The following is a 16,314-nucleotide window of genomic DNA, read 5'->3' as shown; positions in this document are numbered from 1 at the left end:
CCTATTCGGGGATCGATGCGGTGATGCGGAGGTGGGAGAGCACCCAGGCGTTGAAGTGGCCCGGCTGCTCCTGATTGGCCAGGTGACCGGCGTCCTTGACGATCACGTAGGCGGTCTTGTGGATGGCTCCGGCGATGACCTGGCTCGCTTCGATGCCGGTGACCCGGTCCTGCTCGCCGCACAGCACGAGGGTGGGCGTGGCGATCGAGGGGAGTTCGGCGCGCAGGTCGGCGGCGGCCATGGATTCGGCCGCGTACGCGTAGCCCGGCAGCCGTACCGAGGCGGCCATGGTGTCCACGACTCGGCGCACCAGCTCGTCGGGGGCGCCGGGCGACACCAGCCGCGGTCCGCGGGCCTCGGCGAAGGCGCGCGGGCCGAGCTCTGCCAGTTCTGTGGCCCGGGCCCGCATGCCCTTCGCCTTCGCCTCGTCCGTGCCGGAGCCCGCACTGGAGTCGGCGACGATCAGCGAGGCGACGAGCTCCGGGTGGCGGGCGGCGAGCCGTAGCGCGATCACGCCGCCCCAGGACACTCCGAGGACGTGCGCGGTCGATGCGCGCTCACGGATGAGAGCGGCTGCCGCGTCCGCGAAGTCGTCCAGGCCGAGCGGGCCCTCCGGGTCGGGCGACTTGGCGTAGCCGGGCGCGTCCCAGGCCACGACCCGCACGTACGAGGAGAGTTCGGCGAGCTGCGGGGCGAACGCTGCCGACGACGAGCCGATCCCGTGCAGGCACAGCAGCAGGGGGCCATGGTCACCGGCCTCTTCGACATGGACGTCGAACCGGACGTCGGCGCGGGCGTTCACAGGATCTGGCCCGTCCGCCCGGCGAGCGCGGCGAGACTGCGCAGGACCGCGTACGGCACCACCTGGCTGGTGGCCGGATTGCCCGGGTCAGGCAGGTGGGCGACCTCGAAGCGATACGCACCGTGTGCGCCGGACGCTTCGATCACATGGCGTGTGTGGTGCGCCGCCGGGTCGGCGACGACCTGGACCCGCACAGTGTCCAGGTCGCCGACGGCCAGCGCGACCGACGCGGCCACGTTCGTCGACTTGGGGAACTTGACCGGGATCTCGCGGGCGGTGCCCGTCATGACCACGACCGGTCCGGTCGCCGACCGCATCCGGGCCAGCAACTCCCCGTCCATCCAAGGCTGTTCGAGAGTGGAGGGCAGCTTCGTGGTGGTGAGGCGCACCTCGTCGAGCGGCCCCAGGGAGCGTGCCGCCTGGAGAAGGTCGAGACCGCCGACGGCACCGCTGGTGAAGTACACCCGGCCGGGTCCCGCCGCGAGCAGCCGCTTCGCGAGGTCCTCGTCGGTCAGCGCCCCGGTGGAGGCGACCAGCAGATCGGTGCCGGATTCCAGCACCCGCTCGCCCCACTCCCGTACGACGCCCTGGCCCGCGGTCTCGACGATCAGGTCGCAGGCCTCCAGGGCCTCCTCGAAGGTGGCCTGCCGTGCCGGTGCGGCTTCGCCGAGCGGGCGGTTGTCGACGACGCACACCAGCTCGGCGCCACCTATCCGGCCCTCGGCGAGGACGGTGCCGACGACCCGGCCGATCGCGCCCCAGCCGACGATGCCTACCTTGCGTACGGTGCTCATGCGGTGGCCTCCTGGGCGTCGAGGGGAGCGAGCGGGCCGGGGTCCGGCGCGCCCGTCATGTGGCAGCGGATCCCCTTGGACGGCGGTCCCGCCGTCCCCCACAGGTCGGACAGGTCCGGCACCCGGCGCCACACCCGGGCTATCCAGGCGTCCTCGACGATCTGGGCGACCTCGGAGGTGTACTCGCAGACCAGCCCGGACGGGTCGGTGAAGTAGGAGAAGGTGTTGTTCCCGGGGCCGTGCCGGCCGGGGCCCCACTGGGGGGTGATGCCGTGGTGGCGGAGCCGGCCGAGGCCCCGCATGAAGTGGTCGACCGAGGTCATCTCGTAGGCCACGTGGTTCAGGGAGGTCCACTCGGCCTGGTTGAACGCGATGCAGTGGTGGTCGCTGTTGCAGCGCAGGAACGCCATCTGGTGCTCGGACCAGTCGGAGACGCGCAGCCCCAGTACCTCGCAGTAGAAGGTGACGGATGCGTCGATGTCGGTGGTGTTGAGCACGGCGTGCGTCACCCCGACGGGCACAGCGCCGTCCCGGCCGCGCGGGACGACCGCCTCGACCTGGGCGCTGATCTCAATGAGACGCCCCTCGGGATCGGTGAACCGCAGCCCGTAGCCGCCGCCCGCCTGATGCAGCGGAGCGGGCCCGAAGACGGGGACGATGCCGCGGGCCTCGAGGCGCCGCGCGGCCTCGTCGACCTCGGCAGGGGTCGCGACGGCGAACGAAAGGCGGCCGAGGCCGACCCGCTCCCGCTCGGCCAGGTGGAGGACGTGGTGCTCGTCGCCCGTGCCACGCAGCCAGCGGGCGCCGGTGTCGGACTCGACGGTCTCCAGTCCCCAGACCTCTTCGTAGAAGTCGGCGGTCTCGGAGAAGGTCGGGGTGTGCAGCTCGACGTAGCGCAGTGAGCGGAGCCGGGCGATCGGACCGGGGGGTGGTTGGTGCATCAGTCTCTCCAGACGAACGGACGGACGTGCGTGCGTGCGTGCCGGGTCAGTTGGCCCAGGGAAGCGGGTGGCCGGAGGTGCCCCAGTACAGGGACTTCTGGCGCTGGTAGGCGCGGATCGCGTCGCGGCCCTTCTCCGTACCGAGGCCGCTGTCCTTCCAGCCGCTGAACGGGGTGGAGGCGCTGAACTGCTTGTACGTGTTGATCCAGACCGTGCCGGACTCGATCCGGCGGGCGATCCGCCAGGCGGCCTGCAGGTCACGGGTCCAGATGCCGCAGGCCAGCCCGTAGACGGAGTCGTTGGCCTGGCGGACCAGGTCGTCCTCGTCGTCGTAGGGCAGGGCGACCAGGACAGGACCGAAGATCTCCTCCTGGCAGGTGCGGGAGGTGTTGGGCAGTCCGTCCAGGACCGTCGGCAGGTAGTACGCGCCGTCCTGGTACCGCTCCCCCTCGGGCGCCGAGCCTCCGCACAGCACCCGTGCGCCCTCGGAGCGGGCGAGGTCCACGTAGGCGGCGACGGAGTCGCGGTGGCTGTGGTGCACCAGGGGGCCGACCTGAGTGCTCGGCTCGGTGCCGGGGCCGACGCGCAGCTTGCGGACGCGTTCGACGAGTTCACCGACGAAGGAGTCGTAGATCTCCCGGGCCACGAAGAGCCGTGAGCCGGCGATGCAGGACTGGCCGCTGGAGGAGAAGATCCCGAACATCACGCCGGCCAGGGCCTGCTCGATGTCGGCGTCGGCACGCACGATCGTCGGCGACTTGCCGCCGAGCTCCAGCGAGGCGGGGACGAGCTTCTGGGCGGCGATCGTGGCGATGGACCGGCCGGTCTCCGTACCGCCGGTGAATCCGATGCGGGCGACGAGGGGGTGGCGCACGACGGCGTCACCGACCACCCGGCCGCTGCCCGGCAGTACGGACAGCAGGGCGGTGGGCAGGCGGAACTCGTCGAGGGCCCGGGTGATCAGCCGGCCGAGGGCGAGGGAGACCAGAGGCGTCCAGGCCGCCGGCTTGAGCAGAATCGCGTTCCCGGCGGCGAGCGCGGGCGCGATCTTCTGCGCGTCGCTGGCAACAGGAGAGTTCCAGGGGTTGATCGCGCCGACGACGCCGAGCGGCTCGTACACGCTCATGGTGACGTAGGGGCCGCGGGACGGCGTGACCGAGTCCTCGGCGCTCTCCAGGGCTGCCGCCATGTAGCGGAAGGTGCCTGCCGCACTGAGCGCGAGGGCGCGGGTCTCGGTGAGGGTCTTGCCGGTGTCGGCGGTCTGCACCGCGGCGAGCTCGTCGGCCGACTGTTCGGTCAGCTCGGCTATGCGGTGCAGCAGCCGGGCGCGCTCGTGGGCGAGCAGGTCCCGCCAGGCCGGGTCCGCCGCTGCCTTCGCCGCGGCTTCGGCCGCTTCGTCCACCTCGCCCGCCGAGGCGGTGTGGACGGTGGCGAGGACGCGGCCGGTCGCCGGGTCGACGGTGTCGAGGGGCTCGCCCGCACCGCGTCGCCACTGGCCCGCGATCAGGATGTCGGTGGGGAAGTGCGGCACGGGTGTACCTCCGGGCGAGGTGGTGGGGGATGGGCTGCGGGTGCGAGCGAACTGGCGTGTGCCGTCACCCGGAACCGTCGAAGTGCTAGAAATCTAAGCACTTAACTATTCTTCCGCAAGGGCCCAGGGAGAAATCGTTGCCTTTCACGCCTTGAGCACGCCCTCCGTCGCGTCGATGATGGACACCAAGTTGCCGGAGGCGAGACTCCTAAGTCCTTAACCATTGACCGCTTAGATATAGGAACCTACTGTCTCCGCAACTGCTCTGCCCGCGGAAGGAACCCCTCCATGACGACTGTGGCCGGCAAGCCAGCCCTCGGCTCCATAGCCGCGAGACTTGAACGACTGCCGCAATCGCGCTGGCACGTCAAAGTCCGGTTCCTGATCGGCGCCGTGACCTTCTTCGAGGCGTTCGACCAGCTGCTCGCCGCCTCCGCACTGCCCGTCCTGATGAAGGAATGGCACCTGACCACCGGCCAGGCCACCTTCGCCGTGACGTCTGCCTCCATCGGCATGCTGCTCGGCGCTGTGGCCGCGGGCTGGCTGGGCGACCGGATCGGCCGGGTGCGCACTGTCGCCCTGGGCGTCGCCGTCACCGCTCTGGCCAGCCTCGCCGTCGCCTTCTCGGGCAGCATCGAGACCTTCTCGCTCTTCCGGTTCTTCCAGGGTCTCGGCATCGGTGGTGTCGTGCCCGTCGCGGCCACGTACATCAACGAGATTGCCCGCTCCGACAAGCGGGGCCGTTTCGTCCTGCTGTACGAGATGATCTTCCCGGCCGGACTGGCGGCCGCCACCCTGGTGGCCGTGTGGGTGGTCCCCACCTTCGGCTGGCGCGCGATGTTCCTCCTCGGCGCTCTCCCGGTACTGATCGCCGCCGTGCTTCCGCGCCATGTCGCGGAGTCCCCCCGCTGGCTGCTGGCCCGTGGACGTACGCAGGAGGCGGAGGAGGCCATCGCCCGCATCGAGGCCGAGGTCGTCCGCGCCACAGCCGAGCCGCTGCCCGCACCCGCCGCCGACGCGCCCGAAGAGATCTCCCAGGGCCGCCTGCGCGACCTGTTCCGGGGCCGCTACCTTCGGCGTACAGCGGTCCTGTCGGGCCTGTGGTTCGTTGCCTACTACGTGAACCACGGCATCTCCACCTGGCTGCCGTCGCTCTACACGAGGCAGTTCGGCCTGGATCTGACCACCGCACTCCTCTTCACCCTGCTCAGCAACATCACCGGTCTGCTCGGCACGTTCGTCGTGGCCCTCCTGGTCGACCGTATCGGCCGGAGGCCCGCCCTGATCGGCGCGCTCGTCGGCACCGTGCTCTCGCTGGGCGTGCTCGCCCTGCTCGGTGCGACCTCGGGCGCTCAGGTTGCCGTCTTCGCCTCGTGCACGACGTTCTTCCTCTATGCGATCAACGCGGGGCTGTACCTGTACTCCCCCGAGCTGTACCCGACGTCCAACCGGGCCAAGGGTGCGGCGTTCGGCGGCCTGTGGAACCGGCTCGGCGTCATTCTGGGCCCGGTGACCGTAGGCGCGATCATCGGATCCGGAGGCAGCCTGGGGCTCGTCTTCGCACAGCTCGCCGCGGTGGCCGCGGTGGGTGCGGCGATCGCCTGGTTCGCCGTCGAAACCAAGGGAAGGACGCTGGAGGAGCTCAACTCCTGACGCCCGGCAGTCCAGGCCAGGGGCCGGTGTCCCGGAGCAGTGATCACTGCTCCGGGACACCGGCCCCCAGCGTTTGCCCCAGGGCGCCGAGAAGCCCCGACAGCCGGCGCCGGTCCGCCGGCCCGAACCCGGCAAGCAGCTCACGCTCCTGGGCGGACCGTGCGGCAAAGACCCGCTCGGACAGCGCGACGCCCTCCGGGGTGAGGCACAGCCGGACGATCCGGCGGTCATCGGCGTCGCGCTCCCGCCGGATCAGGCCCACCGCCTCCAGACGGTCCGCGTGCTGGGTGAGGCCGCCCGCGCGGACCGTACCGGCGGCCGCCACCTCGCCCATCGTCCGGTGGTAGGGCTCACCCGAGTCGCGCAGAGTGGCGAGCACCTCGTAGGCGGGCAGGCTGATGCCGTACTCGCGGACAGTCCTGCCGACAAGCCCCTGATATCGCCGGGCGTACTCGCTCAGCATGTCGAACAGGGACGAGGCGGAGTCGTCCGCACCAGGGGGCGTCGGCACGGACCGCCGGGATTCCGGGCGCTGCGCTTCCGGGCTCTCGGCCTCCAGGCTCTCAGGGCGTGCGGGTACGCCCTCGCCCGTACCCTCGGTGCCGCGCACCTGCCGGCGAGCCGGATCCAGGGCATCACCGAAGGCGGCGGTCAGCACGTCCGTCAGCGCGGGAGCGAGTTCCCCTGTCGGGACGGAGGCCGCCGGCTCATGCGCGAAGACATAGCGTTCCATGATCACGCCGAAGAGGACGCTGCGGATCATGGCGGTGCGCACGTCCGCCCCGGCCGAGTCGCCGAGCAGCCGCGCGAGAGGTTCGCCGACCTGCTTCTCCAGGATCGTGCGCAGCAGTTCGGCGCTCGGCGGGTGGCTGACCGCCGAGCGGATCAGCGCGGGCCAGGGATCCTCGGCCGGCAGGCGGTCCCACCGTTCCAGGTAGGCGCGAGCGAGGGCCGCCGGCAGATCGCCCGTGCCGTCGGCCCCGAGCACGTCACCGCTGACGCCCGCTCCGCCCCCGATCGCCTCGCGGAACAGACCGTCCTTGGTGCCGAAGTACGCCATCACCAAGCCCGGCGTCACCCCGGCCTCAGCCGCGATGGCGCGAACCCCGACGCCCTTGTAGCCGTGCGCGCCGAACAGCCGGCGGGCGGCATCGAGGACCGCGCGGCGATTGCCTTCCGGGTCGTGGGAGCCGGGACGGCGTGGCGCGGCCGCCGACTGCCCTGTGTCGCGCCCGGCCTGCGGTACCGGGCTGCCGGCCGCCCGTCTACGGCCCTTGCTCTCTGGATTCACAGCCCTCACATTAAACGAGTGTTCATAAAAACAGTCGTTCAAAAACGGTCACACTATGTGCACCGGGCCGGGCCGGAGGGTGAGCGGCAGTCCGCTGCCGCCGCGCCGCACCGCGATGATCTCGGCCATGATCGACACGGCGGTCTCCTCGGGCCCCCGGCCGCCGAGATCCAGGCCGATCGGCGAACGCAGCCGCGCGATCTCCGCCTCGGTGGCGCCGGCGGCACGCAGTCGTGCGAGCCGGTCCTCATGTGTACGACGACTGCCCATGGCCCCCACGTAACCGGCCCGGCTGCGCAGGGCGAGCGCGAGGACCGGCACGTCGAAGCGATGGTCATGGGTGAGCACACACACCGCGGTCGTCGCGTCGGCCAGATCCTCCCGGGTACGGAACCAGCGGTCGGGCCGGTCGGTGACGACCTCGTCGGCCATCGGGAAGCGCTCGGGCGCCGCAAAGGCGGGTCTGGCGTCACAGACCGTCACGCGGTGTCCGAGCGCGGCGCCGATACCCGCCAGGGGCCGGGCGAACTCGGCCGCACCGAAAATCAGCAGCTGCGGCCGGGGAGCGAAGGACTGCACCAGCAACTCCCGCTCCGGCGCGCAGGCGGTACCGTCGGCCGCTGCGTTTCCGCTGGTCACGAGCCCGCTCGCGGCCCGTCCCAGCATCCCCTCGGCGGCCTGGACTGCCGCCCTGTCCGCCCGCGGGTCACCCAGCGAGCCAGTCACCGTCCCACCACCCACAGCCAGTCCGCCACCGCCGACGGGAGTGACCAGAGCCACCGGCACACCGGCCGCCAGGTCGGCGGCGATCCGCTCGAGCGGCACCTCGGGACCCACCTCGCGGATCAGCACCTCGATTGTGCCGCCACAGGTCAGGCCCACCTCGAAGGCGTCCTCGTCGCCGACTCCCCAGCGCTCGACCGTCGGCGCGGCGCCCGCGAGCACCTCTTCCGCGATCGCGCAGACAGCTGATTCGACGCATCCGCCGGAGACGCTGCCGACGATACGGCCGTCCTCGCCCACGAGCATCGACGCGCCCGGCGCGTGCGGCGCCGAGCCCCAGGTCCGCAGGACGGTCGCCATGGCGAAGCGGATTCCGGAGCGCTGCCAGGCGACTGCCTGGTCGATGACGTGTCGCATATCGCTCACCTCGGACTGGGAAATCTCGGACAGCCTCTTGCCAAGAAGAAAGTTTAGTGTAAATCATTTCAGGTACTAGATAGATCTGCACGTGTCGAATGCCACGGCGCGACCACGACCAGAGAGGACCGGTGGCAGCAAGTTGAAACCCTCACCCTTCGACTACACCGCCCCCAGCACCGTCGGCGAGGCGGTCGCCCTCCTCGCCGACGAGGAACGGGAGGCAAAGGTCGTAGCGGGCGGTCAGTCCCTGATCCCCATGCTGAACATGCGCCTCGCCAGACCCGAGCTGCTCGTTGACATCACCCGTATCCCCGAGCTCGGTCACCTGTACGTCGACGAAGCGGGCAACCTCCGCATCGGAGCAGCCGTGCGCCAGGCCCGCGCCGCCGCCGACACCGCGGTACAGGACGGGTGGCCGCTGCTGGCCGCCGCGATCGAGCACATCGGCCACCCGCAGATCCGCAACCGCGGCACCGTCTGCGGCAGTCTCGCCCACCATGACCCGGCCGCCGAGCTGCCCAGTGCGGCCCTCGCGCTGGACGCCCGGTTCGTGATCACCGGACCGCGCGGCACCCGTACCGTCACCGCCGAGAACTTCTTCGTCGCGACCTTCTCCACTGCTGTCGAGGCGGACGAGCTGCTCACCGAGGTCGTGTTCCCCCCGCTCCCCGCGGATCACGGCTGGGCCTTCGAGGAACTGACCCGCAGACACGGCGACTTCGCCACCGTCGGCGTGGCAGTCGTACTTGAACGGAGCGCCGGGACGGGCACCGTCCGGGCCGCCCGTGTGGTCTTCAGCGGCGCGGCCCCCGTCCCCGTCCGTCTGTCCGCCGCCGAGGACGCACTCGTGGGCAGCGACGCCGGCGAGCAGGCCCTCGCCGCCGCAGCCGGCGCCGCGCTGGCGCGCCTCACGCCCTCCGACGACATCCATGCCACCGCCGAGTACCGGCGCGAAGGCGCCGCTCACCTGCTCGTCCGCGCCTGCACCACCGCCTGGGAGCGCTGCTGATGACCCCGTCCGTCCCCACCCCGCTCGCGGCCCGTACGCCGCCGCTGGCCGAGCCCTCCGCCTGGCACGAGATCGCCCTCACCGTCAACGGCCGTCCGGTCACCGCCCAGGTCGAGTCCCGGCTGCTCCTCAGCGACTTCCTGCGCGACCGTCTCGGCCTCACAGGTACGCATGTCGGCTGCGAGCACGGAGTCTGCGGTGCCTGCACCGTCCTCGTCGACGATGAGCCGGTGCGTACCTGTCTGACGCTGGCCGTGCAGTGCGGGGGCGCCGAGATCCGCACGGTCGAGGGCCTCTCCCCCGGCGATGCCCCGCTCACCTCCGTACAGCGGGCCTTCCACGAGTGCCACGGCATGCAGTGCGGCTTCTGCACGCCCGGGTTCGTGATGACAGCGACGGCACTCACCGAGCAGTCCGACCGCCCGGACAAGGAGCAGGTCGCCAACGCCCTCAGTGGGCATCTGTGCCGGTGCACCGGCTACCGCAACATCCGCCGTGCCGTGTGCCAGGCACTCGACGAGCGATTCGGGGAGTGACCCGTATGTCCCACGATTCCGACCTGCACCGGCACGGCGACGGGAGTTGGATCGGCCGTTCCGTCCCGCGCGTCGAGGACGATCGGCTGTTGCGCGGCAACGGTCGCTACGTCGACGACATCGCCCTGCCCGGCGCCGTCGAGGCCGCATTTCTGCGCAGCCCGCACGCCCACGCCCGCGTCGACTCCGTCGATGTGAGCGCGGCCCTGGCCGCGCCCGGCGTCGTCGCCGTGTGGACCGGCGACGACGTGGCGGACCTTCCCGCGATGCTGAACAAGGAGGAACTGCGCACCCCGCCGGGGCTCGCCGAGCTCCTGGACCCAGTGGTCCGCATGACTCCCATGCCACTGCTCGCCCGCGACAAGGTCCTCTACGTCGGCCAGCCCGTCGCCGTCGTCTTCGCCGAGAACCGCTACCTCGCCGAGGACGCCCTGGAGCTCGTCGACGTGCGCTACTCCCCGCTGGCCGTGCTCGTCGATCCCGGGCTCTCCCTGGCCCCGGACGCACCTCTGCTGCACGAGGAGCTGCCCGACAACACGGCAGTCGCCGTCGCCGCCCGTGTCGGCGACCCGGACGCGGCGTTCACCCGCGCGCACGCCGTGGTGAGCGAGCAGTTCGAGGCCCACCGGTACGTCGCCTCGCCGATCGAGACCCGCGCCATTTCGGCCCAGGTGGAGCCGTACAGCGGCCGGGTCAAAGTCTGGTCGGGCACCCAGACCCCGCACCGGCTGCGGGACGCCATCGCCCACACCCTCGGTCTGGAATCCGCCGCGGTCCATGTCATCGCGGCCGATGTCGGCGGTGGTTTCGGCCAGAAGGGCATCCTCTACGTCGAGGAGCTCCTCGTCCCCCATGCCGCCCGCCGCATCGGCCGCCCCGTGCTGTGGCGCGAGGACCGCAACGAAAACCTCACCGCCGCCTCCCACGCCCGTGAGCAGATCCACCGCATCGAACTCGCCGCGGACGCCGAGGGTCGGCTCATCGCCGTACGCGACCGGATCACCGTCAACTTCGGCGCCTACAACATGACCGGCCTTGTGGTGCCGTACAACTCCCTCTGTCATCTGCTCGGCCCCTACCGCATCCCCAACGTGGACATCGACGTCGTCGGTGTGCTCACCAACACCACCTTCGCCACGCCCTACCGGGGAGCCGGACGCCCGGAGACGGTGTTCGCCATGGAACGCGCGATGGACCGGTTGGCAGCGGAACTGGGCATCGAGCCCGAGGAGCTGAGGGCACGCAATCTTGTCGGACCCGACGCGATGCCGTACGCGACCGGGCTCGTGGACCGTTCGGGCAGACCGCAGATCTACGACTCCGGGGACTATCCCGAGCTCCTGTGCCGCGCCGTGGCCAAGGCGGATGTCGAGAAGGTACGCGCACGGCAGCGCGAAGGCGCCCGTGACGGGAAGTACATCGGCATCGGATTCGCCATGTACATCGAAGCCACCGGACTCGGACCGTTCGAAACCGCCCGGATCGACATCGCCCCCAGCGGCAGGGTGCGCCTCGCCATCGGTGCCCCCTCCCAGGGGCAGGGGCACCGCACCTCCATGGCGCAGATAGCCGCGGACGCCATCGGGGTGCCGTTCGATGTCATCGATGTGGTCGGCGGAGACACGGAGGCCACCCCGTTCGGTGTGGGCACCATCGCCAGCCGTGCCCTGGTCACCGCGGGAAACGCCGCCCACCGGGCCGGCCGGCTGATCCGCGAGAAGATCGTCGAAACGGCGGCGCGCCGTCTCGGCGTCGACGCGGACGGCCTCCACCTGAGCGACGGCGTCGTGGCGTCCAAGGAGCCGGGCGGCCCGTCCATGGGCCTGTCGGAGCTGGCCGGACGGGCACCGCTGCCCGGCACCCCCGAACCCGCCGACGGGCGGTACGGCACCGAGATCAGTGAGACCGTGCACTTCCGCCCACCGGGTTTCGCGGTCTCGGGCGGGGCACATGCGGCGGTCGTCGAGGTCGACGAACACACCGGCGGCATCGAGATTCTGCACTATGTCGTCGTCCACGACGCGGGCAACATCGTCAACCCGATGATCGCGGAGGGACAGGTCACCGGTGGCATCGCGCAGGGAATCGGCGGTGCGCTCTACGAGGAGATGGTCTACGGCCCCGACGGCCAGCCCCGCACCGGCACGTACATGGACTACCTGGTGCCCACGTCCTCGGAGATACCCGACCTCGACATGGACGAGATCTTCACCCCCAGTCCCATGAACGACCTCGGCGTCAAGGGGCTCGGCGAAGGCGGCGCGATCGCACCGCAGGCGGTGCTGGCCGGTGCCGTCGAAGACGCGCTGCGCCCCTTCGGTGTGGTCGTGCGCCGAGGACCGCTCTCACCCAGCCGGGTCCGTGAATTGATCCGGACGGCCGACCGCACCTGAATCCGGCCCACGCATGAACCCGCACACCCCCGCGGCCTGCCCCCTCGTTCCGGCCACGGCCGGCCCATCTCTGATTGGACACCCATGCAGCTCGACCACTCCTTCACCGTCCCGGCGGATCCGGACGACGCCTGGAAACTGTTCCTCGACCTCGGCCGGGTCGCACCCTGTATGCCCGGCGCCGTACTGGACACCCTCGACGGTGACTCGTTCACCGGACGAGTCAAGGTCAAGGTCGGTGCGGTGCAGATGAGTTACCGCGGCGAGGGCACCGTCAGCCGCGACGGGTCCGCCCGCTCGATGCACCTCGACGTCAGCGGGAGCGAGACCCGAGGCGCGGGTACGGCCTCGGCCACGGTCACCGCGACGCTGACCGCCGACCCGGTTGGCACCCGGGTGCGCGTGCGCACGGACCTCGACATCACCGGCCGTCCCGCGCAGTTCGGCCGGGGCATCATGACCGAGGTCGGTGACCGCATCGTTCAGCAGTTCGCCACCCGCCTCGAAGAGTTGCTGCGGGACTCCGGGGGCTCCGCGTCCGTCGCGGCCACAACGGGCGTGGTGGGGTCGTCCGGCCGGCTCTCGCCCGAGCCGGAGGCGGTGGACCTCGGAGCGGCCGCGCTGCCCGTGCTGCTCAGGAAGGCTGCCGTGCCGACGGCAGCAGTGCTGGTCGCCGTCGTGGTGATTCAGCGGCTGAGGCGGCGTTCCCGCAGGTAGTCCCGCGGCTGCGCAGCCCCTCCCCCGGTCCGGCCTATCACTTCAGCGGTAAGATTCTCAGTGCCATGAGAAGGTCGCGGGCGCTGTACGAGGGGATGGGCATGGCTGCATCGAGGCCGGCGGACCGGGACGCCGTCGCGAACGTGATCGAGGACTGGGCGCGCGAACGCCCCGAGCTGGACACCAGCCCGCTCGAGGTCCTCGCGCGCCTCCACCGCTCCTTCCTGCGCTACAGCATGAGGCTGACCACATCGATCGAGCGTCACGGGCTGTCCGTGGCCGGCTTCGACGTGCTGACCGCCTTGCGGCGGTCCGGCGATCCCTACCGGCTGACGGCCGGACAGCTCGCGGACACCGGACTGGTCTCATCGGCAGGTGTGACGTTGCGGATCGACCGTTTGGAGAAGGACGGTCTCATCGTCCGCGAACGGGACGCCGGTGACCGCAGAGTCGTTTACTCACGTCTCACCGACAAGGGCCTGGCGACAGTGGACACCGTCTTCTCTGAGCACCTCGACAACGAACGCCGGATGCTCAGCGGACTCTCGCCCTCCGAACGCCGCCAACTGGCGCGACTGCTGCGCAAGCTGGAGATTTCGATCCTCCATTCCGACGACGAACCGAGCGACGCCACGGCGTGATCAGCGGTGAGCCGCCCGTCATCCGAGGAAGGCCGCAGTGGCCGCCACGAACGCGTCGGCATCGTCCAGCCACGGAAAGTGCCCCGCCCCGGGCTGAACGACCAGCTCGGCGTGCGGAAACAGCGCAGCGAACTCGGTCACCGCGGACGGAGGGGAGTTCAGATCGACCTCTCCCGCCTGCAGGAGGCCCCCCTCCCCCGCACCGCTCGACGCCGGTCAGGAATTGCAGCACGTCGTGCTGCGCGGCGGCATCGCGTACGAGCGGATGACGATCGACTGGCTCGACGACATCTTCGCCACCCTCCACACCCTGGCCATGACGACGACCATTGCCACGGCCGACTCGCAGAACAGCCGGTCGTCGGGGCCGTCAGCCCGAACCGCCCTCTTCGTCCGTCTCCGTGTCCGGCACCCCTCGGCCCCCATCCCTCGGAAGGCGTTGCGAATCCGACCAGCCGCATCCGTGTTGGTCAGCACGAGTACGGCATCCTCCAACCCCTGGAGCCCGAGCACGTCAACAACTCCGTTGCCGTGCTCGCCAAGCCGGCGGACCGGCTGGTCCTTGCGCTCGCCGCGGTGCACGCCGCTCGAGCCGGTGCGATCCGGCGCCTTCAACTCGACGACCTCGACATCGGCAATCGCAAGCTCGTGATCGACGGCCGGGTGCGGCCCCTGGACGCGCTGACTGCACATCGCCCGCGAGTGGCTGGACCACCGACGCTGCCTCTGGCCCGACACCGCTAACCCGCACCTGCTGATCAACAAGTTCAGCGCCCTGGGCACCGGTCCGGTCAGCGTGGTCTCCCTGACCACACCGCTTCGCGGCCAGGCCGCCACCCTGGAACAGTTCCGCGTCGACCTGCAGCTCGAAGAAGCCCTCGTCCATGGCCCCGACCCCCTCCACCTCGCCGAGGTCTTCGGACTCGATGCGAAGACGGCGATTCGCTACACGGACTCCGCGCGGGCGCTGCTGGAACAAGCCGCTGAACAACAGTTTCGATGAAACCTGTTCGACCGGACCCACGATGAAAGCAATCATGAGCGAGTGACCTCGACCGAAGCAGCAGCAACCGCTCTGCAGGACCATGCCGTCCTCTGGAGCATGGGCGAGATCCGCGCAACCGACGTCGTCACTGCTGCCTGTGATGCACTCGTTGCCAGCCTCGATAGTCCTGTCCTGCGGATCTTGGCCGCGTGCACACGCGCGGAGGCGGATTGCGACGTCCCCGACCTCCTTCCACCGGCACTCAACGAACTGGGCCTCACCTTCCACCCAGCGGGCAGCGTTGCCGGACAGGAAGCCGCCGCGCGAGCGCTTGCCGCCCGGATGCTGGCCGGCGAACTGACACCACGCGAGCTGGCCTTCCGGATCCACCACCGTTTCGGGCACGATCTGCCTCTGGTTGAACGACTCGCCAACCTGGACGACGATTACGACGTCCTCGAATACGGCGACAGAACACAGGCGCAGGTCGACGCCGAGGTCACGACTGAAGCTCTCCGCCTTGCACAGCATCCTCGTGTTCCAACCGAACACACGGGTCTACCGACCTGAAGCAGACCGGTGGACCCGTGGGTTCAAGCTGAAAGACCTTCGGTTTCCTTGAACTCACCGGACTCAGGGGGTCCGAGGTGAGCCCAAAAGGGGCATTGGGATGATCTTGGCCAGATCCGAACTTCGGTTTTGTTGTCGCGGGCTGGTGATGCGGCCGGTCCGCCGTTGCAGCGGCGGACCGGCCGCGGGGTGCGGTGTCCGGTGAGGTGACCCCGGCGGTGTGGACACTCTGACAATGGATCTTGCAGATCCAAGGGAAGGTGTCCTGGTGGGACGTAAGTCTCCGTATCCGGAGGAGTTCAGGAGTAACGCGGTGGCGTTATGCCGCGTGGCGGGCGGGAAGCGTACGTATGCGGCGGTCGCGACGGATCTCGGGGTGACTGGCGAGACCCTGCGGAGCTGGGTGCGCCAGGCCGACGAGCAAGCGAGCCGCGGTCACAGCCACAGCGATCAGGCCGGGGAGAGCCGGGATGAGGAACTGGACCGGCTGCGGGCGGAGAACGGCCGGCTGCGCAAGGCGGAGAAGGAATGGGAACTCGAGCGGGAGATCCTGCGGCGGGCGGCGGCCTATTTCGCGAAGGAGATGAAGTGAAGACCCGCCGCTGGGACTTCGTCTCCGCCCACGCCGAGGCCTTCGGTGTCCAGCGGATATGCCGGGTTCTTCAAGTCTCGCGCTCCGGCTACTACCGGTGGATCGCCGGTGCGAAGGCCCGAATGGAGCGGCAGGTCGCCGACGACACCCTGGTCGCGGAGATCCGCGAGGTCCACACCACGCACAAGGGCACCTACGGAGTGAGGCGCGTCCATGCCGAGCCGCGGGGCTTTGGGCACACCGTCAACCGCAAGCGTGTCGAGCGGTTGATGCGCCTCTACCGGATCGAGGGCCGCCGCCTGCGTCGGCGCAAGCGCACTACCGTCCCGGACCGGCTCGCACCGCCCGCCCCGGACCTCGTCCAACGCGACTTCACCGCCGGGCAGCTGAACGAGAAGTGGTGCGGCGACATCACATACGTGCAGATCGGTGGCTCGTGGCTGTATCTCGCGTGCGTCCTGGACGTCTACTCACGCCGGGTACTCGGCTACTCGTTGGCCTCCCACATGCGGGCCGAACTGGTCATCGAGGCCCTGGAGATGGCGGTCGCGACCCTCGGCGGCAGCGTGGACGGAGTGATCTTCCACGCGAACAGGAGTTCGCAGGGCGGTCACCTACCACGCAACGGCTCTGAGCCGATCAACCCCAGATGCCCGAGTTCAACGGAGCGTAGTCAGCACCAAGTCAGCACGGGACAGGTGAAGACGGGTGATGAC

The 16,314-nt window shown here is 70.1% G+C and carries 17 protein-coding genes and 1 pseudogene; 11 read left to right on the top strand and 7 right to left on the bottom strand.

Annotation, left to right across the window (positions count from 1 at the left end):
* Nucleotide 1: 1 nt before the first annotated feature.
* From N4G66_RS41885 to N4G66_RS41870, 4 genes are read right to left on the bottom strand one after another with little or no spacing between them, the layout of a single operon-like run.
* Entirely contained in the window at nt 2–802 is an 801-nt protein-coding gene (locus N4G66_RS41885; protein WP_261709570.1) for an alpha/beta fold hydrolase, read from the bottom strand.
* Entirely contained in the window at nt 799–1,596 is a 798-nt protein-coding gene (locus tag N4G66_RS41880; protein ID WP_261709569.1) for an aspartate dehydrogenase domain-containing protein, read from the bottom strand. The genes N4G66_RS41885 and N4G66_RS41880 overlap by 4 nt, the downstream gene beginning before the upstream one ends.
* Complete coding sequence (locus N4G66_RS41875) at nt 1,593–2,537, bottom strand: VOC family protein (protein ID WP_261709568.1); 945 nt, start codon at nt 2,535–2,537, stop codon at nt 1,593–1,595. Before N4G66_RS41875 ends, N4G66_RS41880 begins: the two co-directional genes overlap by 4 nt.
* Before the next feature lie 46 nt (nt 2,538–2,583).
* Nucleotides 2,584–4,068, bottom strand: a complete 1,485-nt coding sequence (locus N4G66_RS41870; RefSeq protein WP_261709567.1) for an aldehyde dehydrogenase — start codon at nt 4,066–4,068, stop codon at nt 2,584–2,586.
* Nucleotides 4,069–4,356: 288 nt separating this feature from the next.
* Here N4G66_RS41870 and N4G66_RS41865 point away from each other — a divergent pair, with 288 nt between their 5' ends.
* On the top strand, nt 4,357–5,721 hold the full coding sequence (locus N4G66_RS41865) for an MFS transporter (RefSeq protein ID WP_261709566.1): 1,365 nt from the start codon (nt 4,357–4,359) through the stop codon (nt 5,719–5,721).
* A 43-nt stretch (nt 5,722–5,764) separates the two neighbouring features.
* Here N4G66_RS41865 and N4G66_RS41860 read toward each other — a convergent pair whose 3' ends face one another.
* Nucleotides 5,765–7,012 carry a TetR/AcrR family transcriptional regulator gene (locus N4G66_RS41860; protein WP_261709565.1) on the bottom strand — a complete coding sequence of 416 codons (1,248 nt, stop codon included), beginning with the start codon at nt 7,010–7,012 and terminating at the stop codon, nt 5,765–5,767.
* Nucleotides 7,013–7,060: 48 nt separating this feature from the next.
* Entirely contained in the window at nt 7,061–8,152 is a 1,092-nt protein-coding gene (locus tag N4G66_RS41855; protein WP_261709564.1) for an XdhC family protein, read from the bottom strand.
* 142 nt (nt 8,153–8,294) lie between these two features.
* Between N4G66_RS41855 and N4G66_RS41850 the strand changes: the two genes are divergently transcribed.
* From N4G66_RS41850 to N4G66_RS41830, 5 genes are all read left to right on the top strand, one after another.
* Nucleotides 8,295–9,164, top strand: a complete 870-nt coding sequence (locus N4G66_RS41850) for an FAD binding domain-containing protein (protein WP_261709563.1) — start codon at nt 8,295–8,297, stop codon at nt 9,162–9,164.
* Nucleotides 9,164–9,700 (top strand): (2Fe-2S)-binding protein, encoded by a 537-nt coding sequence (locus N4G66_RS41845; RefSeq protein ID WP_261709562.1) that lies wholly within the window; start codon nt 9,164–9,166, stop codon nt 9,698–9,700. The genes N4G66_RS41850 and N4G66_RS41845 overlap by 1 nt, the downstream gene beginning before the upstream one ends.
* A gap of 5 nt (nt 9,701–9,705) precedes the next feature.
* Entirely contained in the window at nt 9,706–12,093 is a 2,388-nt protein-coding gene (locus N4G66_RS41840) for a xanthine dehydrogenase family protein molybdopterin-binding subunit (RefSeq protein ID WP_261709561.1), read from the top strand.
* An 84-nt stretch (nt 12,094–12,177) separates the two neighbouring features.
* The gene (locus N4G66_RS41835; protein ID WP_261709560.1) at nt 12,178–12,810 is read left to right on the top strand and encodes an SRPBCC family protein; all 633 of its coding nucleotides are present in this window, start codon (nt 12,178–12,180) and stop codon (nt 12,808–12,810) included.
* A gap of 101 nt (nt 12,811–12,911) precedes the next feature.
* Nucleotides 12,912–13,451 (top strand): MarR family winged helix-turn-helix transcriptional regulator, encoded by a 540-nt coding sequence (locus tag N4G66_RS41830; protein WP_261709559.1) that lies wholly within the window; start codon nt 12,912–12,914, stop codon nt 13,449–13,451.
* 18 nt (nt 13,452–13,469) lie between these two features.
* On the opposite strand, the gene N4G66_RS41825 is transcribed toward N4G66_RS41830, so the two are convergent.
* On the bottom strand, nt 13,470–13,592 hold the full coding sequence (locus N4G66_RS41825) for a hypothetical protein (protein ID WP_391858972.1): 123 nt from the start codon (nt 13,590–13,592) through the stop codon (nt 13,470–13,472).
* Nucleotides 13,593–13,638: 46 nt separating this feature from the next.
* On the opposite strand from N4G66_RS41825, the pseudogene N4G66_RS41820 reads away from it, so the two are divergent.
* The 5 genes and pseudogenes from N4G66_RS41820 to N4G66_RS41800 form a co-directional block, all read left to right on the top strand.
* Nucleotides 13,639–13,764: pseudogene (locus N4G66_RS41820) on the top strand (PadR family transcriptional regulator); the annotation flags it as partial.
* Between the two features lie 483 nt (nt 13,765–14,247).
* Nucleotides 14,248–14,454 (top strand): hypothetical protein, encoded by a 207-nt coding sequence (locus tag N4G66_RS41815; RefSeq protein ID WP_261709558.1) that lies wholly within the window; start codon nt 14,248–14,250, stop codon nt 14,452–14,454.
* A 42-nt stretch (nt 14,455–14,496) separates the two neighbouring features.
* Nucleotides 14,497–15,006: a hypothetical protein gene (locus tag N4G66_RS41810; RefSeq protein ID WP_261709557.1), complete on the top strand. Its 510-nt coding sequence runs from the start codon at nt 14,497–14,499 to the stop codon at nt 15,004–15,006.
* 235 nt (nt 15,007–15,241) lie between these two features.
* Nucleotides 15,242–15,598, top strand: coding sequence for a transposase (locus N4G66_RS41805; protein WP_261709556.1), 357 nt, complete (start codon nt 15,242–15,244; stop codon nt 15,596–15,598).
* Nucleotides 15,595–16,314: IS3 family transposase (locus tag N4G66_RS41800; RefSeq protein ID WP_261709555.1), on the top strand; the 720-nt coding region annotated here is incomplete at its 3' end. The genes N4G66_RS41805 and N4G66_RS41800, both read left to right, overlap by 4 nt.

Source organism: Streptomyces rhizosphaerihabitans (assembly GCF_025399795.1).
GTDB classification, from domain to species: Bacteria; Actinomycetota; Actinomycetes; order Streptomycetales; family Streptomycetaceae; genus Streptomyces; species Streptomyces rhizosphaerihabitans.
The sequence above is the reverse complement of the archived record's forward strand: the minus strand, read 5'-3'. Positions and strand labels throughout refer to the sequence as shown.

Bases quoted from the DNA above. Each gene is read 5' to 3' on its own strand.
- N4G66_RS41880 (WP_261709569.1), bottom strand. From the start codon at position 1,596: ATGAGCACCGTACGCAAGGTAGGCATCGTCGGCTGGGGCGCGATCGGC.
- N4G66_RS41875 (WP_261709568.1), bottom strand. From the start codon at position 2,537: ATGCACCAACCACCCCCCGGTCCGATCGCCCGGCTCCGCTCACTGCGC.
- N4G66_RS41865 (WP_261709566.1), top strand. From the start codon at position 4,357: ATGACGACTGTGGCCGGCAAGCCAGCCCTCGGCTCCATAGCCGCGAGA.
- N4G66_RS41855 (WP_261709564.1), bottom strand. From the start codon at position 8,152: ATGCGACACGTCATCGACCAGGCAGTCGCCTGGCAGCGCTCCGGAATC.
- N4G66_RS41845 (WP_261709562.1), top strand. From the start codon at position 9,164: ATGACCCCGTCCGTCCCCACCCCGCTCGCGGCCCGTACGCCGCCGCTG.
- N4G66_RS41840 (WP_261709561.1), top strand. From the start codon at position 9,706: ATGTCCCACGATTCCGACCTGCACCGGCACGGCGACGGGAGTTGGATC.
- N4G66_RS41835 (WP_261709560.1), top strand. From the start codon at position 12,178: ATGCAGCTCGACCACTCCTTCACCGTCCCGGCGGATCCGGACGACGCC.
- N4G66_RS41830 (WP_261709559.1), top strand. From the start codon at position 12,912: ATGGCTGCATCGAGGCCGGCGGACCGGGACGCCGTCGCGAACGTGATC.
- N4G66_RS41805 (WP_261709556.1), top strand. From the start codon at position 15,242: ATGGATCTTGCAGATCCAAGGGAAGGTGTCCTGGTGGGACGTAAGTCT.